Here is a 26,983-nt window from a genome sequence, read left to right on the forward strand (position 1 = left end):
CACGGTCTTTTTTCTCTTTCATTTCTACTTCAGAAGCTGCTCCAACATATAAAACGGCAACACCACCAGCTAATTTAGCTAAACGCTCTTGCAATTTTTCTCTATCGTAATCAGAAGTGGTTGTTTCGATTTGCGATTTAATTTGGTTTACTCTTGCTTTGATGTTTTCAGCATCACCAGAACCGTTTACAATTGTAGTATTGTCTTTATCAATTGTAATGTTTTCTGCAGTTCCTAACATATCTAAAGTAGCATTTTCTAATGAATATCCACTTTCTTCAGCAATTACGGTTCCTCCAGTTAAGATGGCGATGTCTTCTAACATAGCTTTTCTTCTGTCTCCAAAACCTGGAGCTTTAACTGCAGCAATTTTTAATCCACCACGTAATTTGTTTACTACTAATGTTGCTAATGCTTGTCCGTCAACATCTTCAGCAATAATCAACAATGGTCTTCCTGATTGAGCTACTGGTTCTAAAACTGGTAATAATTCTTGTAAGTTAGATATTTTTTTGTCGTAAAGTAAAACATATGGATTGCTTAATTCCGCCACCATTTTGTCAGCATCCGTTACAAAGTAAGGCGATAAATAACCTCTGTCGAATTGCATTCCTTCTACAACATCTACATAAGTATCTGTTCCTTTTGCTTCTTCTACAGTGATAACCCCTTCTTTACCTACTTTTGAGAAAGCAGTAGCAATTAAATCACCAATAGTTTCGTCATTGTTAGCCGAAATAGAAGCTACTTGTTTGATTTTATCTGAAGAATCATCAACTGAAACCGCTTGTTTGCCTAATTCAGCAACAATAGTTTCTACGGCTTTGTCAATTCCTCTTTTTAAATCCATTGGATTTGCTCCAGCAGCAACGTTTTTCAAACCTTCTTTCACGATTGCTTGAGCCAAAACGGTTGCAGTCGTTGTTCCGTCACCAGCTAAATCATTGGTTTTAGAAGCTACTTCTTTTACCATTTGAGCACCCATATTCTCTAATGGATCTTGTAATTCGATTTCTTTTGCAACAGAAACACCATCTTTCGTTACTGTTGGTCCACCAAATGATTTTGAAATAATTACATTTCTTCCCTTTGGACCTAAAGTTACTTTTACTGCATTTGCTAATGCGTCAACACCACGTTTTAAACCATCGCGTGCTTCAATGTCGAATTTTATATCTTTTGCCATTTTAATTTTTTGTTTAAATGTTATTGATTAATCTGTGATTAAAGAATTGCGTAAATTTCGTCTTCTCTCATAATTAGGTAATCTTTACCTTCATATTTGAATTCTGTTCCTGAATATTTACCATATAAAACGGTATCTCCAACTTTTACAGACATAGTGTAATCTTTTTTGCCATTTCCCACGGCTACAACAGTACCTTTTTGTGGTTTCTCTTTTGCAGTGTCTGGAATGATGATTCCTGAAGCTGTTGTAGTTTCTGCTGCTATTGGAGCAATTACTACACGATCTGAAATAGGTTTAATGTTTAATGACATAATTGTATATATTTTGTTTATTAAAATTAATTTGTTGCTTGTTGTTTTTCAGAAATTGTGCCAAAGCGATTTTCTGACAATTTTTCTGTAAAAAAAATGCCAGCACTGACATGCTGGCATTTTATATATTTTATCAATTCTTATTTTGTAGAATCTGTTGCCACTGGTGCTGGTGTAGCAGCAGGAGCAGCTTGTTTTGCAGCTTCTGGAGTTGTTGGAATTGTAGTTGTAGGAACAACTGACTCATCATCACCTAAAACTTTAGAACCTGATGCAGTACCATTAAAACTTAAACTAGAAAGTAAAATTAATGCAATTAAAATTCCTCCTAATGTCCAAGTACTTTTATCCAAGAAATCGGTTGTTTTTTGAACTCCACCTAATTGTTGTGAACCACCAAATGAAGAAGATAAACCTCCTCCTTTAGGGTTTTGAACCATAATAGCTAATATTAATAAAAAACAAACAATTGTTATCGCAATTAAAAAACCTGTGAATCCCATAATTAATTATTATTTTGTTGTAAATTTTTGATTTCATTTATTCGGTCTGCAAAGAAACTACTTTTTTCTGGATATTTCAAAATTAAAATTTCATAAGCTTGAATCGCTTTTGTGTATTTTTTTTGTTCCAAATATACTTTTGCTAGAGTTTCTGTCATTAGATGTGTAGGTTCTTCAACGCTTTTACTAATGTTTGCAGGTGTTTTTGTGTTTTCCTTTACTGGAGCAATTTTCGGATTAGCTTCAATAAATTTATCTATTATCTCTAATTTTTTTTGTTTTTCGGGGTCAATTTGAGATGTTTTCTCCTCATTTTCTCGAGCAATTGGAGAAATTTTTGTCAATTGTAACCATTCTTGAAAGGAATGTCTTTCATTTTGAGTAAAAAGAAATGGTTTGCCAAGTTCTAGTTTTTCTTCAGAAGTTGGTTCTGTTATTTCTGTTTCTTCAGAAGTTGATGTAGTTTCAATCTCAGCTAAAACTATTACTTCTTCCATTTGATGTACTTCAATATCTAACAATGATCTTTGAATTTCATCTATCTTTTCCTGTTGAATCGCTGTGAAATTATCAGAAGTTATAAATTCAAATAAAATGGTTCTATCCGTAGTATAAGCTGCTGTTTTTTTTAATTCGTAATTGTATCTAAAACTCTCCTGATTGAACAATCCTTTTAAATGTAAAGCTCTTGCCGCTTGAAAATAAGGAAACAGCAAAACTACATTCTCTAAAGCTATGGTTTGCTTTTCGTTTATAGTTTCGGGCTTATTTAAAAGATATGTTAAATCGGATATGTTCAAAATTTACAAATTAATTACCACTTAGCTAATGATTCATTAAATATATCTTGTGTTATTCGTTCAAAAATAACATCTAATGCCGTTGTTAATTGAGAACCAACCAATTGCTGATTGGCATCAAAATCATAGAAGAATGAAAAACGTTTTTCAAAATTATCGTCTTCTTTGTTTCTGTTGGTAAATTGAACCATCACCGTTATTGTTAAACGGTTTTGTGCTGCTTTTTGATCTGCAGTTGCCGTCATAGGAGTAATGCGGTAATCTACAATTTCACCCTCATAAAGTAATTCACCTTCTTGACTTACTAAGGTTAAGTTGGTTTGACTTTGAATAATGTCTTGTAATTTTAAGGTAAAAGTTCTTTCAATACCTGGTTCAATCAAGGGAGCATTGTTTTGAAAGTAATTTACTTGAAAAGTTTTTGCATTTACTGGACTTGCTCCGGTAAAGTTGTAAATTCCACAACTATTCAAAACGAATGAAAATACAAGTATTAATGTTATGATGAAATATCTCATTATAAATCGTATTGTTTGATTTTTCTATAAAGTGTTCTTTCGGAAATTCCTAATTCATCTGCTGCTGCTTTTCGTTTTCCTTTATTTCGTTCTAAAGATTTTTTGATTAATTCAATTTCTTTAGCTTCTAAACTTAACGTTTCTTCTTCGTCAACGGTTTCAGCGAATAAATAATTTTCATCGTCATCGTCTTCAAATTCTTCTTGAATCAAATTGTTTTGATTTGGAAGCATTTCAACTCTTGGTTCTTCTTCAAATATAGTATTTTCTTCGAGTTTACCATATATTTTTTGAATTAATCCTTTATTGGCTTCTTGAACTTTTGAACTTCCATTTTGCATCAACTCTAATGTCAATTTCTTTAAATCGTTCAAATCGCTCTTCATATCAAAAAGAACTTTGTACAAAATTTCTCTTTCGTTACTAAAATCACTTTCCGATTTTTTGCTTCCTATTACTGATGGCAAATTTGGATTTTCCATTGGTAAATAGGAAAGAAGTGTTTGCGATGAAATCTCCCGTTTCGTTTCTAAAACAGAAATTTGTTCCGCCACATTTCGCAATTGACGAATATTTCCGCTCCAACGATATTTTAAAAGTAACTCCACTGCGCTGTCATCCAATTTAATTGGCGGCATTTTATATTTGTGAGCAAAGTCAGAAGCAAATTTTCTAAACAACAAATGAATATCATCTTTTCGCTCGCGAAGTGGTGGCAATGCAATTTCAACCGTACTCAGACGATAATATAAATCTTCACGGAATTTCCCTTTTTCAATCGCATCAAACATATTTACATTCGTAGCCGCTACAATACGAACATTCGTTTTTTGTACTTGTGATGAGCCCACTTTAATAAATTCACCATTTTCTAAAACACGTAATAAACGCACTTGAGTGGTTAAAGGTAATTCGCCGACTTCATCCAAAAATATAGTTCCGCCATCAGCTACCTCAAAATAACCTTCACGTGTGTTAGTCGCTCCAGTAAACGAACCTTTTTCATGACCAAAAAGTTCACTGTCAATCGTTCCTTCTGGAATAGCTCCACAGTTTACGGCAATATATTTTCCATGTTTTCTGTGTGAAAGGGCGTGAATGATTTTTGGAATACTTTCTTTTCCAACACCACTTTCACCTGTTACCAATACCGAAATATCTGTTGGAGCTACCTGAATGGCTTTCTCCACAGCACGATTGAGTTTTGGGTCGTTCCCAATAATTTCAAATCGTTGTTTTATAGCTTGTACTGATTCCATTTTTTTATTTTTTTTGCCACGGATTAAAGGATTTTCACGGATTAATTAAAATACTAATCTTTTATGTTGTAGTGATTTGTTTTGAAAATTCACCAATAATCCAATTTCTGATTCTGAAAGTTTCATATAATTCAATACTTGTGCAGTATGTTCTCCTGAAAATTCTTTTACTGCTTTCACTTCTAAAACAATATCTTCATTTACAATGAAATCAGCATAAAATTTATGTGGTAATATAACTCCTTTATATTCGATTGAAAATTCTTTTTCTCTCTCAAAAGGAAGATTATTTGCTTTAAATTCTATCTCTAACGCATCTTTATAAACTACTTCAAGTAATCCTGGACCAAGATTTCTGTGAACTTCCATACAAATACCAATAATTTTAAAAGTTTCTTCTTCTCTATAAAGTCCCATATTGAAATCCGTGTTAATCTTTTAATCCGTGGCTTATATTTTTAGTTCATTACAGTTGAGTAACCAACCGCTTCTCCAATTAATGTTGCAGCGGTACAATCTGTGATTTTTACCATTACGAATTCGCCTACTTTGTAATTTTCTTTTGGAAAAACTACTACGGTGTTTTGAGAATTTCTACCGCTCCAGTGAGCATCTGAACGTTTAGATTCTTTTTCAATTAATACTTCTACTTCTTGACCGATGAAACGTTGCGTTCTTTCTAAACCAATTCTTTGTTGTAAGTCGATGATTTCATTTAAACGTCTTTTCTTTACTTCTTCTGGAACATCGTCTTCCATTTTTCTAGCGGCTAAAGTTCCTGGACGTTCTGAATACGCAAACATAAATCCGAAATCATATTTCACATATTCCATTAAACTCAATGTGTCTTGATGATCTTCTTCCGTTTCTGTTGGAAAACCAGCAATCATATCTTGCGACAATGAAATATCTGGAATAATCGAGTATATTTTATCAATCAACTCCATGTACTCTTCACGCGTATGTTGACGATTCATTTCTTTTAAAATTCGGGTACTACCACTTTGAACAGGTAAGTGAATGTATTTGCAAATGTTATGGTGTTTCGCCATAGTTTCAATCACTTCCACATGCATGTCTTGCGGATTAGAAGTTGAGAATCTAAAACGCATTTTTGGAAACAACGTAGCACATTTGTCTAATAATTGAGCAAAATCAACTGCAGTCGCTTTTTGCATATCAGTCGCCTTATCGAAATCTTTCTTTAAACCACCGCCATACCAAAGGTAACTGTCTACATTTTGTCCTAATAAAGTCACTTCTTTGAAACCTCTATCGTACAAATCTTGGATTTCATCATAAATACTTTGTGGTTCACGACTACGCTCACGACCACGTGTAAAAGGAACAACGCAAAACGTACACATGTTATCACAACCTCTTGTAATCGAAACGAAAGCATTAACTCCGTTGCTGTTTAAACGAACAGGAGCAATGTCTCCATACGTTTCTTCTTTTGAAAGAATTACGTTGATGGCATCTCTTCCTTCTTCAACTTCAGCCAATAAATTAGGTAAATCTTTGTAAGCATCGGGTCCAACCACCATGTCTACAATTTTTTCTTCCTCTAAAAACTGACTTTTCAAACGTTCTGCCATACAACCTAAAACTCCAACTTTCATGGTTGGATTTATTTTCTTTACCGCGTTGTATTTTTCTAAACGCTTGCGAATTGTTTGCTCCGCTTTATCACGAATAGAACAAGTATTTACCAAAACTAAATCAGCGTCTTCTAGATTTTGAGTGGTATTATATCCGTTTTCATAAAGAATAGATGCTACAATTTCACTGTCCGAAAAATTCATTTGGCAACCATAACTCTCTATAAAAAGTTTTTTTGTATTTCCTTCTTTTTGGTCAAGTACTAAACTCTGACCTTGTTTGTTTTCATCAATTACCTTTTCCATATCAAAGATTTCCATTAAATCAGTCCGCAAAGATAATACTAAATTATAAAATCTGACAAGATGGCAGAAAAGGTTTAACAGGATTTTTTAAATTATTTTTTTCTCTATTTCTAAGTAGCCGTTTTACATGGATTTTATACCTATATATATAGGATTAATTTGACTGATATTTTGGTTAATTATAGGTAAAAAAATATTCACGATGTTAAAATTTAAAAAAAACCTATACTTTTGCGATTCAAAAAAATGTGAAATGGCAAAGAATTTAGTAATCGTTGAGTCACCTGCAAAAGCAAAAACCATCGAGAAATTTCTAGGAAGTGAGTATCAAGTAGAGTCGAGTTATGGACATATTGCCGACTTACCTTCGAGAGAAATTGGAGTAGATGTAGAAAATGGGTTTAAACCGAAATATGAAGTTTCGGCAGATAAAAAAGCATTGGTGACCAAATTAAAAGGATTAGCTAAAAATGCCGAAATGGTTTGGTTGGCTTCCGATGAAGATCGTGAAGGAGAAGCAATTTCTTGGCACTTAGCAGAAGAGTTGAAATTAAAACCAGAAAAAACAAAACGTATCGTTTTTCACGAAATCACGAAATCGGCTATTCAAAAAGCAATTGAAAATCCGAGAGGAATAGATTACAACTTAGTAAACGCACAACAAGCGCGTAGAGTTTTAGACAGATTAGTAGGTTACGAATTATCGCCTGTACTTTGGAAAAAAGTAAAAGGGGGATTATCGGCTGGTCGAGTGCAATCAGTTTCGGTTCGTTTGATTGTAGAACGTGAGAGAGAAATTCAAGATTTCAAACCAGAAGCTTCTTACAGTATTACGGCAGAATTTACAAACGAAGCTGGAAAAACATTCAAAGCAAAATTACCTAAGAACTTCGCGACCAAAAAAGAAGCAGAAGATTTCTTAGCTAAAAATATAGGTTCGTCTTACAAAGTAGGAGATTTAGAAACCAAACCCACAAAAAAATCACCAGCAGCCCCTTTTACCACTTCAACGTTGCAACAAGAAGCAGCCAGAAAATTGTATTTACCTGTTGGAATTACCATGCAAATTGCACAACGTTTGTACGAAGCCGGACTTATTACTTATATGAGAACGGATAGTGTGAATTTATCGCAAGAAGCTATGGTAGCAGCTCAAGCTGAAATTACAAGTTACTACGGAAAGGAATTTTCGAAACCAAGAAATTTCAATACCAAATCAAAAGGAGCACAAGAAGCGCACGAAGCGATTCGTCCAACAGATATGTCAAGACATACAGTGGATATCGATAGAGATCAAGCGCGTTTGTACGAATTGATTTGGAAAAGAACATTGGCTTCTCAAATGAGCGATGCGGAATTAGAGAGAACTAATGTAAAAATCGAAGCAAGCAATCATTCGGAAACCTTTACAGCAACTGGAGAAGTTATTAAATTTGAAGGTTTCTTAAAAGTGTATTTAGAAGGCAATGACGACGATGATGAAGAACAAGAAGGAATGTTGCCTGCTTTAAAAGTAAACGAAAAACTTACAAATAATTATATCACGGCTACGGAGCGTTTTTCGCGTCCGCCAAGTCGTTATACTGAAGCTTCTTTGGTGAAAAAATTAGAAGAATTAGGAATTGGTCGTCCGTCAACGTATGCGCCAACTATTTCTACTATTATCGCTAGAACGTATGTTGAAAAAGGAAGTTTCGAAGGTCAAGAAAGAAAATACAACCAATTGATGTTAAAAGCTGGGGAAGTAAAATCGCAAGTTTTAACGGAGAATGTAGGTTCAGATAAAGGAAAATTAGTTCCAACGGATATCGGAATTATCGTGAATGATTTCTTGGTGAAGAACTTCAATACGATTTTAGATTATAATTTCACAGCTAAAGTGGAGCAAGATTTCGACGAAATTGCAGAAGGAAAAGTAGATTGGGCTAAAATGATGAACGATTTCTACAAACACTTCCATCCCAATGTAGTTGATGTAGAGAAAAATGCAGACAGAGAAAGCGGTGAAAGAATCTTAGGAGTACATCCAGTTTCAGGGAAACAAGTTTCGGTTCGTTTAGGAAAATATGGAGCAATGGCTCAAATAGGTGATTCCGATGATGAAAACAAACAATTTGCAAGTTTACGTCAAGATCAAAATATTGGAAATATCACTTTGGAAGAAGTATTGAATTTATTTTTACTTCCAAAACAATTAGGTACATATAAAGGAGAAGAAATTGAAGTGAACAATGGTCGTTTTGGACCTTATGTTCGTTTTGGTTCTCAATTTATTTCCTTACCAAAAGGAATGGATCCAATGGATGTTACCATGGAAACGGCTCAAGGTTTAATTGATGAGAAAGTACAAGCGGATGCACCAATTGGAACATATGATGGATTACCAATTCAAAAGGGTGTTGGGCGTTTTGGACCTTTCATTAAATGGAATGGAATGTTTATCAATGTAAATAAAAAATACAACTTCGATAATTTATCGCAATCAGATTTAAACGAGTTAATCGAAGAAAAACAACAAAAAGACATTGATAAAGTAATTCACGATTGGAAAGAAGAAGGAATCAAAGTGGAAAAAGCACGTTGGGGTCGTTCTGTAATTACAAAGGGCAAAATCAAAATTGAATTGAGCAAAGATGTTGATGCTTCTAAATTAACGTTGGCACAAGTTCAAGAAATGATAGAAAAGAAAACTCCTGCTAAAAAGACGGCAACAAAAAAAGCACCAGCTAAGAAAACAACCGCTAAAAAGAAATAAGCAATGGTTTTTGATTTTTTACAACCTATTTCAACTGCTGTAGAAGAATACATTGCAACATTATCCAATCAGACATTGGGAAAGAAAGTGGTGTTTCATACCCAAACCGATTTCCCGGTTTTGGACAATGTTGCTATAGCTATAATCACTGTTAATGAATTTAGAGGAAGTGAAAAAGACAATGATGATTTTTCTTTTGACGACTTTAGAAAGAAATTTTACAGTCTTTTTCCAGGAAATTGGAATACTACTATAGTTGATTTAGGAACCATAGAGGCTGGAGCAAGCATTGAAGATACATATTTTGTTGTAAAAAGTTTAGTAGCTGAGTTGATAAAGAAACGAATTATTCCAGTTGTTATAGGTGGAAGTCAAGATTTAACTTATCCAATGTATCGCGGTTATGATAATTTAGATCAAATGGTAAATATTGTTTCGGTAGATAATCAATTTGATTTTTCGAAAGAGAATAAGTTGGATTCAGAATCATATCTCTCAAAAATTGTTATTGAAGAGCCTAACAATCTTTTTAATTACAGTAACTTAGGCTTTCAAACGTATTTTAATTCGCAAGAAGAAATCGATTTAATCGAGAAATTATATTTTGAAGCTTATCGTTTAGGAGAAGTTTCAAATAATATTGCAGTGGCAGAACCCGTTTTTAGAGATGCTGATTTAGTTAGTATTGATATGCATTCGGTTCAATCGTCATATTCCGGAAATTTTGATATTTTTAATCCAAATGGATTTACAGGAAAAGAGATTTGTGCACTAACTCGTTATGCAGGAATAAGTGATAAAGTGACTTCTTTTGGGATTTTTAATTTTAATCCAAATGGAAATGAAGTTTTTTTGACCGCTCAAATGTTGTGGTATTTTATTGAAGGATTTTGTTTTCGCTCTCATGAGTATCCATTTGGTACAAAAGATAGCTATATAAAATATATTGTTCCTATTGAGGATGAAGAATTAATCTTTTATAAGAGTAATAAAACAGAAAGATGGTGGATTGAAATACCTTTTTTAACTAACGTTAATAATAAATTAAAAAGAAATACGTTATTGCCTTGTACACATGAAGATTATTTAGCTGCATGTGAACAGGAAATTCCAGAAAGATGGTGGAAAGCCCAAAGAAGAAATGTTGTTTAAAAAGACTATTTTTCAAACGGTTAACTAATGTTAAAAATTATATAATTTTAAATTTTAATATTTTTTACACGTTTTTGAAAAAAATGTTGTTTTTTTCAAAATTATTGAATAGGTTTACGCCCTTAAATAGAAATTACATTTAACCCAAGTTTATATGAAGAAGTTTGTTGCATTTTCAGCAATTTTGTCATTGTTTATCAGTTGTGGTAAAGGCGATAAAGGAGAATTAGTAGGAGTTAAAGGGAGAAAATGGCATCCCGAAAAACCTTACGGAATGACATTGGTTCCTGGAGGCGCTTTTATTATGGGTAAAGCGGATGATGATTTAGCTAATATTCAAGACGCACCTACTAAAACTGTTACAGTTCGTTCCTTTTACATGGATGAAACTGAGATTACTAATAAAGAATATCGTCAATTTGTTGAATGGGTCAAAGATTCAACGATTAGAACTCGATTAGCTATTTTGGCTGATGAACAAGGTCAAAAACCAGGATCAGGAGGAGGTAAAGGAGGAAGTATTGGAGATTTTGCTTTTGCAGATGTTGATCCAGAGAAAATGACTCCTTACGATAAGTACATGTATGAAAATTATTATAGTGTAGGTACTGATGATGATATTTATGCTGGAAGAAAACTGAATAGAAAGGTGAAACTTGTAAAAGAGCCTTCTAAATATCCAGATGAGTTTTATGTTGAAGTTATGGATTCAATGTATTTGCCAGAATCTGAATCTTATAATGGTCTTAAAACTATTGATGTTTCAAAATTAAAATTCAAGTACAATCAGGTTGATTTAAATAAAGCGGTAAAAAAGAAAGGACGTAAGAATTTTTATGAAGATGCTCCGCCTATCGAAATTTATCCTGATACAACGGTTTGGATAAAAGATTTTGCTTACTCATATAATGAGCCAATGCATAATGATTATTTTTGGCATCAAGCTTATGGAGAATACCCAGTTGTGGGTGTTTCTTGGAATCAAGCTAAAGCATTTTGCGCTTGGAGAACAATGTATAAAAACGCATATATTAAAAAGAAAAAAGGTAGAGATCAAGTAAACTCATTCCGCTTGCCAACAGAAGCTGAATGGGAATATGCTGCAAGAGGTGGAATTGAAAGTGGTACATATCCTTGGGGTGGTCCTTATGCTAAAAACGATAGAGGTTGTTTTATGGCTAACTTCAAACCTAATCGTGGAGATTATGCTGCAGATGGTGCTTTGTATACAGTAGAAGCAAAATCTTATGAGCCTAATGAGTTTAATCTTTACAACATGGCTGGAAATGTTTCTGAATGGACAGAATCTTCTTACTATGCAGAAGCTTATGAATTCGTTTCTACAATGAATCCACATGTAGCTGACAAGAAAAATCAGAGAAAAGTTGTTCGTGGTGGTTCATGGAAAGATGTTGCGTACTTCTTACAGGTATCTACTCGCGATTACGAATATGCTGATTCAGCAAGAAGTTATATAGGGTTTAGAACCGTTCAGGATTACATGGGTACAGCGTCTACAGGAAATAGACCTAAATAGTATTTAACCAATTTTATTATATATTTAACTTAACTAACTAAAATTTATTTATTATGGCAATTTTAAGCAAAAAAGCAATGGGGTTCCTTTATGGAATGGGAGCAGCGGTAGTAATTATCGGAGCATTATTTAAACTTCAACACTGGACAGGGGCTGATATCATGCTTATTGTAGGGCTTGTGACTGAAGCATTTATCTTTGCTTTATCAGCTTTTGAACCTGTTGAAAAAGAATTAGATTGGTCTTTAGTGTATCCTGAATTGGCAGGTGGTGAAGCTAAGGCTAAAGATAAAAAGGCAGAAAATCCAGCTGATGCTCAAGGTTTATTGTCTCAAAAACTTGACAATATGTTGAAAGAAGCTAAAATTGATGGAGAATTAATGGCTAGCTTAGGAAATAGCATCAAAAACTTTGAAGGAGCTGCTAAATCTATTTCTCCAACGGTTGATGCAATGGCTGGTCAAAAGAAATACGCAGAGGAAATGTCTACTGCTGCTGCTCAAATGGAAGCTTTAAATAATTTATACAAAATTCAATTAGAAAGTGCTGATAGAAATGCACAAGCTAATCAAGAAATTGCTGAAAACGCTGCTAAATTAAAAGAGCAAATGCAATCAATGACATCTAACATTGCTTCATTGAATGCAGTTTATGGTGGTATGTTGTCTGCTATGAGTAACAGAGGATAATTAGTTTTATCATTATACATTTATTAATTACAAAACTAATTTAAAAAGAAATGGCAGGAGGAAAATTAACCCCTAGACAGAAGATGATTAACCTGATGTACTTGGTTTTCATCGCAATGTTGGCATTAAACATGTCAAAAGAAGTGTTATCTGCGTTTGGTAATTTTAACGATAAATTTACCGAATCTAACATTTTGACTGATAAATCTAATGAAACATTATTGACGGCTTTAAACACAAAAGCAAGTGATGAACCTGCTAAATATGCTGAGCCAGCAAAAAAAGCAAAAGAAGTAGCTAAAATTTCTAAAGATTTTGTTTCTTTTTTAGAAAGTGTTAAATCTGAAGTTGTTGAAGGTTTTGAGCCTAACGAGAATGGTAAATTACCTTTTGAATCTATGGATAAATCAACAATTGATGAAAAATGGTTTCAAGGTGATGGATATAGTCCAAGAGGTACTGAAATTGTTTCTAAAATAGATAAATATGTTGCTGATATCAAAAAGGTATTAGGAAATGATGTAAAATATATTCCTTTCATAAAAGAAGTTGAAAAGAAATTTTCTACTGCAGATATTGCAAATAAGGAGGGTGTTAAAATTAAATTTTTAGACTACAAGGCTAAAGGTTTTCCAGCAGTATCTACTTTGACATTTTTAACTGCAATGCAAAATGATGTTAAAAATACTGAAGCTGGTGCTTACAATTTATTTTTAGGTAATGCCTTACAATCTGCTGCATCAATGAAAAACTTTCAAGCTATTGTTGTTTTAGAAAAAAATGCTTATTTTCAAGGTGAAACAGTTAAAGGTAAGGTTGTTTTAGGTCGTTATGATGCTAATACTGTTCCAACATCTTTCAATGGTCCCGGAAAAATTGAAAATGGTCAAGCTGTAATTTCTACAACTGCTGGTTCAATCGGAGAACAAAAGATTTCTGGTAAATTTGGTTTCTTAGAAGATGGTAAAGAAATTCCATTAAGCTTTGAAGGTACTTACGTTGTAGTTCCAAGACCTAATCAAGCAATTATTTCTGCTGACAAAATGAACGTTGTTTACCGTGGTGTTCCTAACCCTATTTCTATTTCTGTTCCTGGAATTGCATCTAATAAAGTAAATGCAAATGCGCAAGGAATGTCTAAAGTAGGTGATGGTAAATTCATGTTAAAACCAGGTTCAGGAAGTGAAGTTAAAATTAATGTTAGTGCAACTATGCCTGATGGTAAAACAATGTCAAGTGCACAAGTTTTCAGAATTAAAGGTTTACCTGCACCAACAGGAAAAGTTGGTGGTTTAGATAAGAACAAAGGTCCAAAAAGTAATTTAGAAGTTTGTTCTGTTACTGCTGCTATGGAAGATTTTGATTTTCCTGTGACTGTTAATGTAACACAATTTAATATTAAAGTTCCTGGACAACCTACTGTTGTAGTTTCTGGAAATAAAATGGATTCAAGAGCCAGAGCTGCAATAGCTAAGGCCTCTAAAGGAGATATTGTTATAATTTCTGAAATTAAAGCAAGTTTCGTTGGTATTGATCAAGTTGCAAAACGTGTTTCACCTTGTACTTACGAAATACAATAATTTAAAATAATTTGTGTTTATTCATTAAACCAAATAAAAAATAAATAGAATGAATTGGAGAAATAGTATTGCAATTTTAGTTTTAGGATTATGTTCTACTACTTTTGCACAGTCAAATTTATTAAATGCAAAAACTCCTGACCAAATAGGAAAAAAGACGGAGGCTGAATTAAGTGCAGATAATGATAAACCGCTACCTTACGGTTATGTTCATGATAGAGATATCTTGATGGGAAAACGTATTTGGGAAGTTATTGATCTCGATGAAAGAGTGAATTTTCCACTTTATTTTCCTGTTGAAGGAGATGTAATGACATCTCCTGATAGAAGACCTCTTTATAATGTACTAGTAAAAGGAATTAAAGATGGTACTATTACTGAAGTGTATGACTCAAGTTATTTTACTACTAAAAAAACTTTAAAAGACATCGAAGCTTCATTGTTTAAAGTTGATACTACTGATGTAGGTCGTGAACAAATGAACGAAGATATTGAGGCTTACAGAAAAGGTACTAAAAAGATTTCTGAAGAGTATATCAGAAAAACTGAAATTGAAGCTTACAACGTAGATGCTTATAAAATTGTTGGTTATTGGTATTTCGATAAAAGACAAGGCGAATTAAAATACCGTTTATTAGGTATTTGTCCTGTTGTACCAGATGTTTATGAAATGGATAATCCTAACCCAGAAATGGTTGAATTATTTTGGGTTTATTTCCCATCAGCAAGAGATATTCTACATGAAGCAAAAGCTTTTAATAACAGAAATTCTGCTATGCCTTTTACTTTCGATCATTTGTTAAATGCTCGTCGTTTTAATGGTATGATTTATTTAGAAGAGAATGTATATGGTGATCGTATGATAAAAGATTACATGAAGGAAAATTCTCAAATGCAATTATTAGAATCTGATCGTGTTAAAGAGAAGATTCGTGATTTTGAACAAGACATGTGGAATTATTAATAGTATTTCTCCAATTTCATTTAAAAAACTCTTACCATTTGGTAAGAGTTTTTTAATTTTACACCATGATAGATTTTATAATCGTTGGAAATGGTTTAGCCGGAATTTCATTTGCTGAAATTGCTTTGCAAAACAATAAATCAATTTTTGTTTTTGATAACAATTCGCAACCTTCTTCTCGTGTTGCTGGTGGATTATATAACCCAGTAGTTTTAAAAAGATTCAGTGAAGTATGGAAAGCAAAGGAACAAATTGATTTTGCTTTCCCTTTATACCATAAAATTCAATCCAAATTGAATGTAGTCTTCGATTTTGAATTGCCAATTCTTCGAAAATTGTATTCGGTTGAAGAGCAAAATAATTGGTTTCAAGCTGCAGATAAGCCAAATTTAGCTCCTTTTTTAGATGCTAAATTAGTCACAACTTCTTATGAAAATATTGCTTCTCCATTTAACTATGGAAAAGTCAATCATACCGGTTATTTAGAAATCTCAACTTTAATTGAAGCTTATACTAAATATTTGCAAGGCTTAAATTGTTTTTCTAATGAAGGTTTTAACTATGCTAAAATCGAATTTTTAGAATACGGAATTCAATATAAAGACATAAAAGCTAAACACATCATTTTTGCAGAAGGTTTTGGATTACATGCCAATCCTTATTTTAATGATTTGCCTTTGGATGGAACCAAAGGTGAATTACTGATCATCAAAGCACCCAATTTAGATTTAGGTGTGGTTATAAAATCAAGTGTATTTATACTTCCAATTGGAAATGATTTGTATAAAGTCGGGGCTACTTATGATTGGAAAGACAAAACGAATACTCCAACAGAGGAAGGAAAACAGGAATTAATCGAAAAATTATCCGAATTAATATCATGCGATTTTGAAGTTGTGAAGCATTTTGCAGGTGTTCGTCCTACAGTTAAAGATAGAAGACCATTAGTTGGTACTCACCCAGAATATTCTCATTTGCATGTTTTAAATGGTTTAGGAACTCGAGGTGTAATGCTCGGACCTTATTTGGCTAATGAGTTATTTCAGCATATAGAAAAAAACATTCCTTTAGAAAAGGAAATTGATATAATAAGATGCTATAAAAAAAACCGAAACTAATTTGTTTCGGTTTTTTAATTATCTAAGTGTGGCTTTCTTTTCGCCCTTGTGTTGTTTCCAATCTTTGTCGTAACTCATGAACAGATTTATCCATATATTTCTAGATAATCTCATAATTACCGGCATAAATACTATTAAAGTAATGATTATTGCGATAAAATTGTTTACCAAATTCTTTTCTCCAACAAAGAAATAAGTGATAATAAATGCAGCTACGCCAAACGCAATTCCTAAGGCATAACTTACATACATAGCCCCATAAAAAAATGAGGGTTCAATTTTATATTTAGTTCCACAATGACTACAATTTTCATGCATTTTGTACACATTTAGAACATTATACGGATTTTTGTCTAAATACATGCTTTCTTCATGGCAAGTTGGACAACTTCCTGTTAAAATACTATTTAATTTGGATCCTTTTTTTAACATTTGCAAAATATTTTACACAAAGGTACAATAACTAACAATTCTTTGTGTAACAATTGTAACAATCAATATGCTAAACATACATAATTTATCGGTTTCATTTGGTGGAACCTATCTTTTTGAAGAAGTAACTTTTAGATTAGGTTCTGGTGACAGAGTAGGTCTTGTTGGGAAAAATGGTGCAGGAAAATCAACCATGTTGAAAATGCTTGCGGGTGATTTTAAACCAGACAGTGGAACTATTGCAACTGAAAAAGAAGTAAAAATCGGATTTCTTCGTCAGGATATTGATTTTGTTAAAGGAAGAACGGTTTTAGAAGAAGCTTATATGGCTTTTGAAGAAATCAAACGTGCCGAATTCCGAATTGATGAAATCAATCACCAATTAGTTACTCGTACCGATTATGAAAGTCAGGAATATTCCGATTTGATTGAAGAATTAAGTGATGTTACACACCATTATGAAGTTCTAGGAGGTTACAATTATGTAGGTGATACCGAAAAGATTCTGTTAGGGTTAGGTTTCAAAAGAGAAGATTTCGATAGCCAAACCGATACTTTCTCTGGAGGATGGAGAATGCGTATTGAATTAGCAAAATTATTATTACAATCTAACGATATTTTGCTTTTAGATGAGCCTACGAACCACTTGGATATTGAAAGTATTATTTGGTTAGAAGGATTTTTACGAAATTTCCCTGGAGTTGTGGTAATCGTTTCGCACGATAAAATGTTTTTGGATAATGTAACAAATCGTACGATTGAAATCTCATTAGGAAAAGCTTACGATTTTAGTAAACCTTATTCGGAATATTTAGTGTTGCGTCAGGAAATTCGAGAAAAGCAATTGGCAACTCAGAAAAATCAAGCCAAAAAAATTGAAGAAACTGAAAAGTTAATCGAGAAATTTAGAGCCAAAGCTTCTAAAGCATCGATGGCGCAATCGTTGATTAAAAAATTAGATAAAGTAGAACGAATTGAAGTTGATGAAGACGATAATTCGGTGATGAATATTTCATTTCCAGTTTCGCAAACGCCAGGAAGAGTAGTGGTAGAGGCGGAACACGTTACCAAAGCGTATGGCGATAAAGTAATCTTAAAAGATATTTCGCTTTTAGTAGAGCGTGGAAGTAAAGTTGCCTTCGTTGGGCAAAATGGTCAAGGAAAATCTACGTTTATGAAAGCAATCGTAAACGAATTTGAATACGAAGGAACCATAAAACTCGGACACAATGTGCAATTAGGGTATTTTGCTCAAAATCAAGCAGAATATTTAGATGGAGAAAAAACATTGTTAGATACAATGTTAGAAGCCGCAACCGATACGAATCGTTCAAAAGTGCGTGATATGTTGGGAGCGTTTTTATTCCGTGGTGATGAAGTAGAGAAGAAAGTTAAAGTACTTTCGGGAGGAGAGCGAAATCGTTTGGCGCTTTGTAAATTGCTTTTACAACCGATTAATGTCTTAGTAATGGATGAACCAACAAATCACTTGGATATTAAGTCTAAAAACGTTTTAAAAGCCGCTTTACAGCAATTTGAAGGAACATTGTTGTTAGTGTCTCACGATCGTGATTTCTTGCAAGGAATGTCAAATATAGTATACGAATTCAAAGATCAAAAAATCAGAGAATATTTAGGCGATATCAATTTCTTCTTAGAACAGAAAAACGCTATGAATATGCGTGAAATTGAAAAGAAAGATGTTGTAGTGAATGCACAATCTCAAAATGCGAAAGCTGTAAAAAGCATCTCATACGAAGATCAAAAGAAAGCGAAAGCATTACAAAACAAGCTGAGTAAAATCGAAAGTCAAATTCAGCAATTAGAAAAAGCCATTCAGGCCGATGATAAAGCACTGGCTTCAAACTACGATAAACATATCGAAGATGCTACGTTTTTTGCAGCTTACGAAAAAAAGAAAAAAGAGTTGGAACAACTTTTAGAAGATTGGGAAATAGTTCAGCTAGAAATTGAAGAATTGAATAGTTAATTACAGAACCACAAATTATAGCAATTCAAAAGTAAACAAGCAATCGCAATAATAACTATAATTATTACGATTTTATTTTTTCTAATAAATTTTGTGAACGCTAACTTCATATTTTTAATTGTTTTATGAAATAAATATCAAGCTATCTTCTTTCATTTAAAATACGATTTTTGTCGTATTTTTAGAATTGAATAGTGGGCAGCCTTTCATTTATTCTCTTCATTTTTTCTTCTAACGTCAATACGAATTTTTGATGACTTTCCGTATTCGGATTAAACGGACGATGTTGCAATCCTTTTTGAATAGAGCAAATCTCCTTCATCAATCCAAACACCGATTCTGAAATATAATTTTCAAAGAATTGTATCCAAATATAATCGATTGCCGTTTGGCTTGGATGCAACATATCTTCAGCATAAAAACGATAATCGCGCAATTCGTCCATCATAATTTCGTATGCAGGGAAATAGGTGATGGGTGATGGGTGATTGGTGATTGTTTTGTGAATTGCTGCAATCAAATGCGCTTTACTTAGCGTGTTTTCTGCAAATCCATCTTTTATATGGCGTACAGGAGAAACCGTAAAAATAAAATTGCAGTTTGGATTCACCGAATGTATTAATGAAATAATACTTTGTAAACTTTCTTCGGTTTGATGAATCGACAACAATTCTTTTGTAAACTGCTTTTGAAGGACTTTGTGACAGTTGGCGACAATTTCGTTTGTTTCTATATTTCGATACACCCACGACGTTCCTAGCGTAATTATAATGTGTGTTGATTCGTTTAATTGTTTATTTGTGGAACGAATTATATCGTTTAAAGATTCTAAAAAGGCATCTTTATCCAAATTTGACAGTTCCGAATGTACTTCATAGCAATGCCATAAATCGTTATGAAAGAAAATATCGTTTTCGGTAAAAGTTCTATTTTCAACAGCGCGACGGATTAACTTTTCTAAAGAAACCGCATTAAAAATAATTCCAAACGGATTGGTAGTAGCTTGAAATTTAAAATAATCAAACTTTTTACCCATATTTTCCGCAAAACACGAACCCAATAACATAACTTTCGAATCGTAATCGATTGGGAAAGTGCTTTTTTGAACGGGTATTTTGGTAGTGAATTGCAAATCAGTTGGGTTTAAAGTCCAAATTTAAACTACTTTTTACAAAAAACGAGTATTTTTACTCAAGATTTAATGCAATACAAAATGATTGAAAAAGTATACATCGAACCTAGCGAAGGTTTCTCTCAAACCGTTTTAGTAAAAACTGGAAATTTCAAAACGCTTTACATTTCAGGACAAATAGGTGATGGTGTAGATTTAGAAGCGCAAACCATTACGACATTTCAAAATTTAGAAAAACAACTTATCAATTGCAATGCTACTTTTAAAGATGTAGTAAAAATGAATACGTACATCGTAAATTTTAACCCTGAAATTGATTTGCCTATTTTCAGAAAAGTTAGAAAGGAATTTCTAGGAAATGAAAATTATCCAGCAAGCACTTTAGTAGGCGTAGAAAATTTAGGCAGAAAAGAATGGTTGATTGAGATTGAAGCAATTGCAGTAGTAGAATAAAAAAATCCCGATAAGGTTTGAAGCTTATCGGGATTCATTATTTTTTAATAATTAGTTGTAGAAATATTGAACATTAACAGTTCCAATAAATGAACCTAATGTAAAATTAGCATTTATAACAGATGATGTAGGGAAATTACTTGAATTGTAAGTATGAGTTGCAAAAATCCCTTCAGAGGTATTGCTCTCATCATAAGTTGATGTCATCATTTTGTTTCTTCCAAAAGCAATCATATAGTCATCAGCAAATTCAGGAAGCATTAATTCCTTAAATCCGGTTACATTCATAAAAGGGTTATTTTTGTCTTCATATACAAAAATACTGTCATCATCAGCTGTTAATTCGTTATTTGTAAAAGTATATGTGTAAGGTGAACTCGGAACCAGAGTAGGACTGCCAATTGTTCCTTGATATTCGTTAACAGAAACAGTTCCATCACTATTATAAGTATAAGTAAACTTTTCTTCAAAATCATTTCCAATAGAACGATATTCTATTAATTTACCACTTGAGTTGTAAGAAAATAGATCATACTCATCTAAAACTGTTCCGTCAAAATATTCAATTTTAGTAATTAAATCCCCAGTGTAAGTATATACAGTTTTATAGTTATCATCTTCTCTAGATTCAACTAGTTTAGTTCCATTATAAGTGAAGATTATTGTATTGTTCCAATAAGAATCATCTTCTTCATCATCAGATGTTAGAATAATTTTTTTTATTAATGTGACATCGGAAGAATTATTGTTAGAATCATCTTCACTTGAACAAGAAGTTAAAGTAAGTGCAAGAGCACTAAAAAGGTAAAGTAGTTTTTTCATTTTTTTTGTTTGTTAATTGGTTAGCAATATAGAAAAAAAAACCTACAAAGATTTTGTATCAATGTAGGTTTTTTTATAATATAGAATGTTTCTATTTTATTTCACAAATGTTATTGCTTTCTCCAACGCTTCTTTAATTCCACCTACATTTTTCCCTTTTCCAGATGCAAAGAAAGGTTGTCCACCACCATTTCCGTCGATGAATTTTCCTAATTCTCTGATGACATTTCCAGCGTTTAACCCTTTTTCAGTCACCAATTCTTTTGAAATATAACAGTGAATGTTTGGTGCATTATCTTCAATTGAAGCTAAGAATACAAACGTATTTGGTTTTGAAGTTCCAATAGCTTGCGCTAAATCTTTAGTCGAACTCATAGATAAATCTACTTGTTTGGCTAAAAATTGGATTCCGTTGATTTCTTGGAAATCGGCAACTAAAGTATTTTTTAATCCTTCGATTTTTTCTTTAACTAATTGCTCTAATTGTTTTTTCAATTTTGCATTGTCATCTTGTAATGAAGCCACCGATTTTAAAACATCTTGTGGGTTTTTCAATACTTCTTTGATTTCAGCCAAAGTATTTTCTTGATTTTTATAGAAATCTTTCACCGCATCACCTGTAATCGCTTCAATACGACGAATTCCAGCAGCAACAGCTCCTTCTGAAACAATTTTGAAATGCCAAATATCAGCCGTGTTTTTCACGTGAATTCCACCACATAATTCTTTACTTTCACCAAATTCAATCATACGAACATTATCACCATATTTCTCTCCAAATAATGCCATTGCACCTTTGTCTAATGCTTCTTTGATTGGAATGTTTCTGTGTTCTACCAATTGCAATTGTGCTTCGATTTGTTGATTTACACTTGCTTCAACTTGACGTAATTCTTCGTCTGAAACTTTAGAAAAATGCGAGAAGTCAAAACGCAAGTAATTTGGGTTTACCAATGAACCTTTTTGCTCCACATGCGTTCCTAAAATCGTTCTCAAGGCCAAATGCATCAAATGCGTAGCCGAGTGATTTTTAGAAGTCGAAGTTCTCAAATCAGTATTTACTTTTGCTACAAAGCCAGCTTCCACGTTTTCTGGAAGTTGTTTGGCAAAATGTAAGATTAAGTTGTTTTCTTTTTTCGTATCAATAATTTCAATCGTTTCGTTAGCAGAAACTAACGTTCCTTTGTCACCAACTTGTCCACCACCTTCTGGATAGAACGGAGTAGCATCTAAAACAATTTGGTACAAAACACCATCTTTTTTAGAATCTACTTTACGAATACGTGTGATTTTAACGTTATTTTCCGTTTGGTCATAACCAATGAATGTTTCCACATTCCCATCAATTAAAACTTTCCAGTCGTCAGTAGTTACTTCCGAAGCGGCACGAGAACGTGCTTTTTGTTTTTGCAATTCCGTTTCGAATTCGGTTTCGTTAAACGAATAGCCTTTTTCTTTTAAAATTAAAGCCGTTAAATCTTTCGGGAAACCAAAAGTATCGTACAATTCGAATACTTTTTCTCCTGAAACCTCTTTTCCAGATGTTTCCGCAACTACTTTATCTAATAATTGTAATCCTTGCTCTAAAGTTCGTAAGAAAGACGCTTCTTCTTCGCGAATTACATTGGTAACCAATTGTTGTTGCGATTTAATCTCTGGGAAAAATTCACCCATTTGATTCGCTAACACTTCCACTAATTTATTGATGAAAGGCTCTTTCGTTCCTAAAAACGTAAATCCGTAACGAATCGCACGACGTAAAATTCTACGAATCACATAACCTGCTCCTGTATTTGAAGGCAATTGTCCATCAGCAATAGCAAAAGCTACCGCACGAACGTGATCCACAATTACACGAATGGCAATGTTCGTTTTGTTTTGTTCTTCTTGTATTGACAAGTCGCGACTTGTCATTGCATCATTTGAAGTATATTTTAATCCTGTAATTTCTTCAACTTTCGCGATAAGCGGTGTAAAAACATCCGTATCGTAATTCGAAGTTACATTTTGCATCGCCATACACAAACGCTCAAATCCCATTCCGGTATCTACGTGTTGCGCTGGTAATTTTTCTAAAGAACCATCCGCTTTACGGTTGAATTCCATAAATACGTTGTTCCAAATTTCCACTACTTGCGGATGATCAGCATTGACTAATTCTCTTCCTGAAACTTTAGCTCTTTCTTCGTTTGAACGTAAATCGATATGAATTTCAGAACATGGACCACACGGACCTTGGTCGCCCATTTCCCAGAAGTTGTCTTTTTTGTTTCCTAAGATGATGCGGTCTTCCGAAACGTATTGCTTCCAAATATCAAAAGCCTCTTGGTCAAACGGAACGTTTTCGGCTGGATTTCCTTCGAAAACAGAAACGTATAAACGGTCTTTGTCTAACTTCAATACTTCAGTTAAGAATTCCCAAGCCCAAGCCAATGCTTCTTTCTTGAAATAATCGCCAAACGACCAGTTTCCAAGCATTTCAAACATCGTATGATGATAGGTGTCAAAACCTACATCTTCTAAATCATTGTGTTTACCAGAAACACGAAGACATTTTTGCGTATCGGCAATTCTTGGACTTTTTGGAGTTCCATTGCCTAAAAAATATTCTTTGAATTGGGCCATTCCCGAGTTGTTGAACATCAAAGTTGGGTCGTCTTTTAAAACGATTGGCGCAGAAGGAACAATTAAATGTCCTTTTGATTCAAAAAAATTCAAGTATGCTTTACGAATGTCTTGCGATTTCATTATCAATAATTTAGATCTGTTTTTATTTGTTTATTGTGATGCTAGAACGAAAGGAAATGTTCAAAAAAATAGCCCAATTAAAAATAAAATAGCTAAAGAATGAAACATTTCTTAAATTTGTTCGTATAACTTATGTTATACCAATAAATTTGGCACAAAAATAGTATATTTTCACATATGTCGAAGGTAAAATATTATTACGATTCAGAAAATTTAGCATACAAGCGCATTCTGCCTAAAAAGAGAAAGAAATTTGCTTACGTAATGCTTTTTTTATTGTCTTCGGCATTGTTTGGATTTTTGAGTTTTATCTTGTTGATTAATACCAGTTATTTCGAAACACCAAAAGACAAAATTCAAGCTAGAGAAATTGAAGCCTTGAAATTGAATTACACCGTTCTGAATAAAAAGCTGGATTTGATGGACGATGTTTTGCAAGCTATAGAAAATAGAGATAATAATATTTATCGTATTTATTTTAACTCGACACCTATTTCAGAAGAAGAACGAAAAGCTGGATTTGGAGGCGTTAACCGATACAAAGATTTGCAAGGATATAATAATTCTGAGTTAATGGAAAACACTACAAAACGAGTTGATATATTAACAAAAGAATTGGTAATTCAATCGAAATCATTAGATGAAATTGTAGCTTTAGCCAAACAGAAAGAGAAGCTGTTAGCGGCAATTCCAGCAATTCAACCGGTTAAGAACGAAGATTTAAAACAAATGGCTTCGGGTTATGGTTATAGAAGTGATCCATTTACTAAAATTAGAAAATTCCATTACGGAATGGATTTCACAGCAAGAACTGGAACGCCAATTTACGCCACAGGTGATGGAGTAGTGTATAAAGCAGATGCTTCGTTGTCAGGTTATGGGAATCATATTGAAATTAATCACGGTTATGGCTACAAAACCTTGTATGCGCATTTGAGTAAATACAATTGTCGTCCTGGACAAAGAGTAAAACGTGGTGATATTATTGGTTATGTGGGAAGTACAGGAAGAAGTCAGGCACCGCATTTGCACTATGAAGTATTCAAAGGTAGTGAACGCGTAAATCCGCTGAATTTCTATTATGGAAGTATTTCAGCAAAAGAATATATAGAAATTTCAAAATTAGCGAACCAAGAAAATCAATCGTTGGATTAACGATTTAAGATTGATGATTTCAGAAGCTTTAAACTTGTAATTGAATTTGAACTTGAACTTGAAAAATGCATTTAGAATTAGCACCAAATAAAAGATATTATAGTATTGGCGAAATAGCCAAAGCGTTCAACGTGAATGCGTCTTTGATTCGTTTTTGGGATAAAGAATTCGATATTCTTAAACCAAAGAAAAACGCAAAAGGAAATCGCATGTTCACACCAGAAGATATAAAGAATTTGCAATTGATTTATCATTTGGTAAAAGAGCGTGGATTTACCTTAGAAGGAGCCAAAACACATTTAAAAGAAGGTCAGAAAAAAACGCTAGATAAATTTGAAATTATCAGCAAATTAGAAACCATCAAAGCACAATTGAATACAATAAAAAATCAACTATAAACAATTAATCAACTTTAAAATTTAAAAAACTATGAGAAAATTTTTGCCTTGGATAATAGCAGGAGGATTATTACTAATTATTGGATTTTGGTACATCAGTATTAAAAACGGAGCTGTTCGAGTAAATCAAGAAGTAAATAAAGAATGGGGAAATGTAGAAACTTCATACCAAAGAAGAAATGACCTTATTGGAAATTTAGTTAAAACGGTTCAAGGTTCGGCTGATTTTGAAAAATCTACTTTAGAAGCGGTAATCAAAGCGCGTTCTGAAGCAACTTCTGTAAAAATTGATCCAACGAATATGACGCCAGAACAATTAACACAATTCAATCAAGCACAAGGAAATTTAAATAGCTCTTTGTCAAGATTATTAGTTACTGTGGAACAATATCCAGATTTAAAAGCAAATCAAAATTTCTTGAAATTACAAGACGAGTTAGCTAGTACAGAAAACCAAATTTTGACAGCAAGAACACGTTTTAACGAATCGGTTCAAAAATACAACAACTACATTTTGGTTTTTCCTAACTCGATGTTCTTAGGAAACTATAAAGAGAAACCATATTTTGATGCAGTTGCAGGTGCAGAAAAACCAGTTGATGTAGAATTTGACTTTAATAACGAGAAAAAATAATGTCTAAAACAGAAGATTTCTTATCAAAAGCAGACGAACAAGAAATTGTTCAAGCGATTATTGAAGCGGAAAAAAACACTTCGGGAGAAATCAGAGTGCATTTAGAAGAACATACCCAAAAATCACCTCTTGACCGAGCTCAGGAGGTTTTTTTTGAACTCCACATGCACGAAACTCAAGACCGTAACGGAGTACTGTTTTATGTAGGTGTTTCGGATAAAAAGTTCGCTATCATTGGTGATGAAGGTATTGATAAAGTAGTGGAAGCTGATTTTTGGGATTGTACAAAAGATGTCGTAATTGCTAATTTCAAAGAAGGAAATTTCAAAAAAGGCTTGGTCGAAGGTATTCTAAGAGCTGGCGAACGATTGAAAAAATATTTCCCTTATCAATCGGATGATACAAATGAATTGTCTAACGAAATCTCAAGAAGTTAATATGAAAAAGTTATTTTTATTTGTATTGGCTTTAAGCGGTTTGATGGCTCATGCCCAGTTTGATATTCCGAAAAAACCTAGTTTTCAAACAAGTGTTTACGATTATGCCGATGTTTTAAATCCGACAGAGGAAAAAGAATTAGAGAACAAATTAATTCGTTATTCTGATTCTACTACAACGCAAATTGTAGTCATTACAATTGATGATTTAAAAGGAGAAGATATTGGGATTTTAACTCCAAAATGGGGACATGAATGGGGGATTGGTCAAGAAAAAGAAGACAACGGAATTCTAATTTTACTCTCAAAAAACGATAGAGAAATTTGGATTGCTCCAGGATACGGAGTAGAAGATAGATTAACTGCTGGTATCAACGGAGAACTTATTCGAAACATCATCATTCCCGAGTTCAAAGCTGGAAGTTATTACAACGGTTTAGATAAAGGTGCCGATGCTATTTTTGAAGTTTTAAAAGGAAAATACAAAGGTTCTAGAAAAG

Annotated in this window: 26 protein-coding genes; 14 read left to right on the forward strand and 12 right to left on the reverse strand. The window is 33.1% G+C overall.

Going from position 1 to position 26,983, the window contains the following annotated elements; all coding sequences use genetic code 11:
* The 8 genes from groL to miaB form a co-directional block, all read right to left on the reverse strand.
* The coding region (groL, locus tag Q0075_RS12580) for a chaperonin GroEL (RefSeq protein WP_297869808.1) at positions 1-1,186 on the reverse strand (1,186 nt) is incomplete at its 3' end.
* A 38-nt stretch (positions 1,187-1,224) separates the two neighbouring features.
* The gene (locus Q0075_RS12585; protein ID WP_297869809.1) at positions 1,225-1,500 is read right to left on the reverse strand and encodes a co-chaperone GroES; all 276 of its coding nucleotides are present in this window, start codon (positions 1,498-1,500) and stop codon (positions 1,225-1,227) included.
* A 140-nt stretch (positions 1,501-1,640) separates the two neighbouring features.
* Positions 1,641-2,006, reverse strand: a complete 366-nt coding sequence (secG, locus tag Q0075_RS12590) for a preprotein translocase subunit SecG (protein WP_297869831.1) — start codon at positions 2,004-2,006, stop codon at positions 1,641-1,643.
* Complete coding sequence (locus tag Q0075_RS12595) at positions 2,006-2,803, reverse strand: tetratricopeptide repeat protein (protein WP_297869810.1); 798 nt, start codon at positions 2,801-2,803, stop codon at positions 2,006-2,008. Before Q0075_RS12595 ends, secG begins: the two co-directional genes overlap by 1 nt.
* Positions 2,804-2,817: 14 nt before the next feature.
* Positions 2,818-3,321, reverse strand: coding sequence for an LptE family protein (locus tag Q0075_RS12600; protein WP_297869811.1), 504 nt, complete (start codon positions 3,319-3,321; stop codon positions 2,818-2,820).
* Entirely contained in the window at positions 3,321-4,580 is a 1,260-nt protein-coding gene (locus tag Q0075_RS12605) for a sigma-54 dependent transcriptional regulator (RefSeq protein WP_297869812.1), read from the reverse strand. Before Q0075_RS12605 ends, Q0075_RS12600 begins: the two co-directional genes overlap by 1 nt.
* 45 nt (positions 4,581-4,625) lie before the next feature.
* Positions 4,626-4,997: a GxxExxY protein gene (locus tag Q0075_RS12610; RefSeq protein ID WP_231843154.1), complete on the reverse strand. Its 372-nt coding sequence runs from the start codon at positions 4,995-4,997 to the stop codon at positions 4,626-4,628.
* A gap of 41 nt (positions 4,998-5,038) precedes the next feature.
* Positions 5,039-6,487 (reverse strand): tRNA (N6-isopentenyl adenosine(37)-C2)-methylthiotransferase MiaB, encoded by a 1,449-nt coding sequence (gene miaB, locus Q0075_RS12615; protein ID WP_297869813.1) that lies wholly within the window; start codon positions 6,485-6,487, stop codon positions 5,039-5,041.
* 253 nt (positions 6,488-6,740) lie between these two features.
* On the opposite strand from miaB, the gene topA reads away from it, so the two are divergent.
* From topA to Q0075_RS12650, 7 genes are all read left to right on the forward strand, one after another.
* Positions 6,741-9,242 (forward strand): type I DNA topoisomerase, encoded by a 2,502-nt coding sequence (topA, locus tag Q0075_RS12620; RefSeq protein ID WP_297869814.1) that lies wholly within the window; start codon positions 6,741-6,743, stop codon positions 9,240-9,242.
* Between the two features lie 3 nt (positions 9,243-9,245).
* Entirely contained in the window at positions 9,246-10,394 is a 1,149-nt protein-coding gene (locus tag Q0075_RS12625) for a formimidoylglutamase (protein WP_297869815.1), read from the forward strand.
* 154 nt (positions 10,395-10,548) lie between these two features.
* The gene (gene gldK / locus Q0075_RS12630; RefSeq protein WP_297869816.1) at positions 10,549-11,931 is read left to right on the forward strand and encodes a gliding motility lipoprotein GldK; all 1,383 of its coding nucleotides are present in this window, start codon (positions 10,549-10,551) and stop codon (positions 11,929-11,931) included.
* Positions 11,932-11,984: 53 nt separating this feature from the next.
* Entirely contained in the window at positions 11,985-12,620 is a 636-nt protein-coding gene (gene gldL / locus Q0075_RS12635; protein WP_297869817.1) for a gliding motility protein GldL, read from the forward strand.
* A 50-nt stretch (positions 12,621-12,670) separates the two neighbouring features.
* The gene (gldM, locus tag Q0075_RS12640) at positions 12,671-14,200 is read left to right on the forward strand and encodes a gliding motility protein GldM (protein ID WP_297869818.1); all 1,530 of its coding nucleotides are present in this window, start codon (positions 12,671-12,673) and stop codon (positions 14,198-14,200) included.
* Between the two features lie 49 nt (positions 14,201-14,249).
* The gene (gene gldN / locus Q0075_RS12645; RefSeq protein WP_297869819.1) at positions 14,250-15,164 is read left to right on the forward strand and encodes a gliding motility protein GldN; all 915 of its coding nucleotides are present in this window, start codon (positions 14,250-14,252) and stop codon (positions 15,162-15,164) included.
* A gap of 65 nt (positions 15,165-15,229) precedes the next feature.
* On the forward strand, positions 15,230-16,282 hold the full coding sequence (locus tag Q0075_RS12650; protein WP_297869820.1) for an FAD-binding oxidoreductase: 1,053 nt from the start codon (positions 15,230-15,232) through the stop codon (positions 16,280-16,282).
* Between the two features lie 18 nt (positions 16,283-16,300).
* Here the strand turns inward: Q0075_RS12650 and Q0075_RS12655 are convergent, their stop codons facing one another.
* Positions 16,301-16,714 (reverse strand): DUF983 domain-containing protein, encoded by a 414-nt coding sequence (locus Q0075_RS12655; protein ID WP_291109319.1) that lies wholly within the window; start codon positions 16,712-16,714, stop codon positions 16,301-16,303.
* Positions 16,715-16,781: 67 nt separating this feature from the next.
* Between Q0075_RS12655 and Q0075_RS12660 the strand changes: the two genes are divergently transcribed.
* The gene (locus Q0075_RS12660; protein ID WP_297869821.1) at positions 16,782-18,704 is read left to right on the forward strand and encodes an ABC-F family ATP-binding cassette domain-containing protein; all 1,923 of its coding nucleotides are present in this window, start codon (positions 16,782-16,784) and stop codon (positions 18,702-18,704) included.
* A gap of 181 nt (positions 18,705-18,885) precedes the next feature.
* On the opposite strand, the gene Q0075_RS12665 is transcribed toward Q0075_RS12660, so the two are convergent.
* Positions 18,886-19,836: a GSCFA domain-containing protein gene (locus Q0075_RS12665; RefSeq protein ID WP_297869822.1), complete on the reverse strand. Its 951-nt coding sequence runs from the start codon at positions 19,834-19,836 to the stop codon at positions 18,886-18,888.
* Between the two features lie 81 nt (positions 19,837-19,917).
* Between Q0075_RS12665 and Q0075_RS12670 the strand changes: the two genes are divergently transcribed.
* A complete protein-coding gene (locus Q0075_RS12670) occupies positions 19,918-20,289 on the forward strand; it encodes a RidA family protein (protein WP_297869823.1) in 372 nt (123 codons plus the stop codon).
* A gap of 51 nt (positions 20,290-20,340) precedes the next feature.
* Here Q0075_RS12670 and Q0075_RS12675 read toward each other — a convergent pair whose 3' ends face one another.
* Both Q0075_RS12675 and alaS read right to left on the reverse strand, forming a co-directional pair.
* Positions 20,341-21,111 (reverse strand): hypothetical protein, encoded by a 771-nt coding sequence (locus tag Q0075_RS12675; RefSeq protein ID WP_297869824.1) that lies wholly within the window; start codon positions 21,109-21,111, stop codon positions 20,341-20,343.
* A 96-nt stretch (positions 21,112-21,207) separates the two neighbouring features.
* Complete coding sequence (gene alaS, locus Q0075_RS12680) at positions 21,208-23,859, reverse strand: alanine--tRNA ligase (RefSeq protein ID WP_297869825.1); 2,652 nt, start codon at positions 23,857-23,859, stop codon at positions 21,208-21,210.
* Positions 23,860-24,036: 177 nt separating this feature from the next.
* Between alaS and Q0075_RS12685 the strand changes: the two genes are divergently transcribed.
* The 5 genes from Q0075_RS12685 to Q0075_RS12705 form a co-directional block, all read left to right on the forward strand.
* Entirely contained in the window at positions 24,037-25,014 is a 978-nt protein-coding gene (locus Q0075_RS12685) for a M23 family metallopeptidase (protein ID WP_297869826.1), read from the forward strand.
* A 65-nt stretch (positions 25,015-25,079) separates the two neighbouring features.
* Positions 25,080-25,412, forward strand: a complete 333-nt coding sequence (locus Q0075_RS12690) for a MerR family transcriptional regulator (protein WP_297869827.1) — start codon at positions 25,080-25,082, stop codon at positions 25,410-25,412.
* 31 nt (positions 25,413-25,443) lie between these two features.
* The gene (locus Q0075_RS12695; RefSeq protein WP_297869828.1) at positions 25,444-26,046 is read left to right on the forward strand and encodes a LemA family protein; all 603 of its coding nucleotides are present in this window, start codon (positions 25,444-25,446) and stop codon (positions 26,044-26,046) included.
* Positions 26,046-26,483, forward strand: coding sequence for a TPM domain-containing protein (locus tag Q0075_RS12700; protein WP_297869829.1), 438 nt, complete (start codon positions 26,046-26,048; stop codon positions 26,481-26,483). The genes Q0075_RS12695 and Q0075_RS12700 overlap by 1 nt, the downstream gene beginning before the upstream one ends.
* Before the next feature lies 1 nt (position 26,484).
* Positions 26,485-26,983: YgcG family protein (locus Q0075_RS12705; RefSeq protein WP_297869830.1), on the forward strand; the 499-nt coding region annotated here is incomplete at its 3' end.

This window comes from uncultured Flavobacterium sp., assembly GCF_937967675.1.
Lineage (GTDB): Bacteria > Bacteroidota > Bacteroidia > Flavobacteriales > Flavobacteriaceae > Flavobacterium.

Excerpts from the sequence above, each read along its gene's own strand:
- Q0075_RS12585 (WP_297869809.1), bottom strand. The coding sequence starts at position 1,500 with ATGTCATTAAACATTAAACCTATTTCAGATCGTGTAGTAATTGCTCCA.
- Q0075_RS12600 (WP_297869811.1), bottom strand. The coding sequence starts at position 3,321 with ATGAGATATTTCATCATAACATTAATACTTGTATTTTCATTCGTTTTG.
- Q0075_RS12605 (WP_297869812.1), bottom strand. The coding sequence starts at position 4,580 with ATGGAATCAGTACAAGCTATAAAACAACGATTTGAAATTATTGGGAAC.
- Q0075_RS12610 (WP_231843154.1), bottom strand. The coding sequence starts at position 4,997 with ATGGGACTTTATAGAGAAGAAGAAACTTTTAAAATTATTGGTATTTGT.
- miaB (WP_297869813.1), bottom strand. The coding sequence starts at position 6,487 with ATGGAAAAGGTAATTGATGAAAACAAACAAGGTCAGAGTTTAGTACTT.
- topA (WP_297869814.1), top strand. The coding sequence starts at position 6,741 with ATGGCAAAGAATTTAGTAATCGTTGAGTCACCTGCAAAAGCAAAAACC.
- Q0075_RS12625 (WP_297869815.1), top strand. The coding sequence starts at position 9,246 with ATGGTTTTTGATTTTTTACAACCTATTTCAACTGCTGTAGAAGAATAC.
- gldK (WP_297869816.1), top strand. The coding sequence starts at position 10,549 with ATGAAGAAGTTTGTTGCATTTTCAGCAATTTTGTCATTGTTTATCAGT.
- gldL (WP_297869817.1), top strand. The coding sequence starts at position 11,985 with ATGGCAATTTTAAGCAAAAAAGCAATGGGGTTCCTTTATGGAATGGGA.
- gldM (WP_297869818.1), top strand. The coding sequence starts at position 12,671 with ATGGCAGGAGGAAAATTAACCCCTAGACAGAAGATGATTAACCTGATG.
- gldN (WP_297869819.1), top strand. The coding sequence starts at position 14,250 with ATGAATTGGAGAAATAGTATTGCAATTTTAGTTTTAGGATTATGTTCT.
- Q0075_RS12650 (WP_297869820.1), top strand. The coding sequence starts at position 15,230 with ATGATAGATTTTATAATCGTTGGAAATGGTTTAGCCGGAATTTCATTT.
- Q0075_RS12655 (WP_291109319.1), bottom strand. The coding sequence starts at position 16,714 with ATGTTAAAAAAAGGATCCAAATTAAATAGTATTTTAACAGGAAGTTGT.
- Q0075_RS12660 (WP_297869821.1), top strand. The coding sequence starts at position 16,782 with ATGCTAAACATACATAATTTATCGGTTTCATTTGGTGGAACCTATCTT.
- Q0075_RS12670 (WP_297869823.1), top strand. The coding sequence starts at position 19,918 with ATGATTGAAAAAGTATACATCGAACCTAGCGAAGGTTTCTCTCAAACC.
- Q0075_RS12675 (WP_297869824.1), bottom strand. The coding sequence starts at position 21,111 with ATGAAAAAACTACTTTACCTTTTTAGTGCTCTTGCACTTACTTTAACT.
- alaS (WP_297869825.1), bottom strand. The coding sequence starts at position 23,859 with ATGAAATCGCAAGACATTCGTAAAGCATACTTGAATTTTTTTGAATCA.
- Q0075_RS12685 (WP_297869826.1), top strand. The coding sequence starts at position 24,037 with ATGTCGAAGGTAAAATATTATTACGATTCAGAAAATTTAGCATACAAG.
- Q0075_RS12690 (WP_297869827.1), top strand. The coding sequence starts at position 25,080 with ATGCATTTAGAATTAGCACCAAATAAAAGATATTATAGTATTGGCGAA.
- Q0075_RS12695 (WP_297869828.1), top strand. The coding sequence starts at position 25,444 with ATGAGAAAATTTTTGCCTTGGATAATAGCAGGAGGATTATTACTAATT.
- Q0075_RS12700 (WP_297869829.1), top strand. The coding sequence starts at position 26,046 with ATGTCTAAAACAGAAGATTTCTTATCAAAAGCAGACGAACAAGAAATT.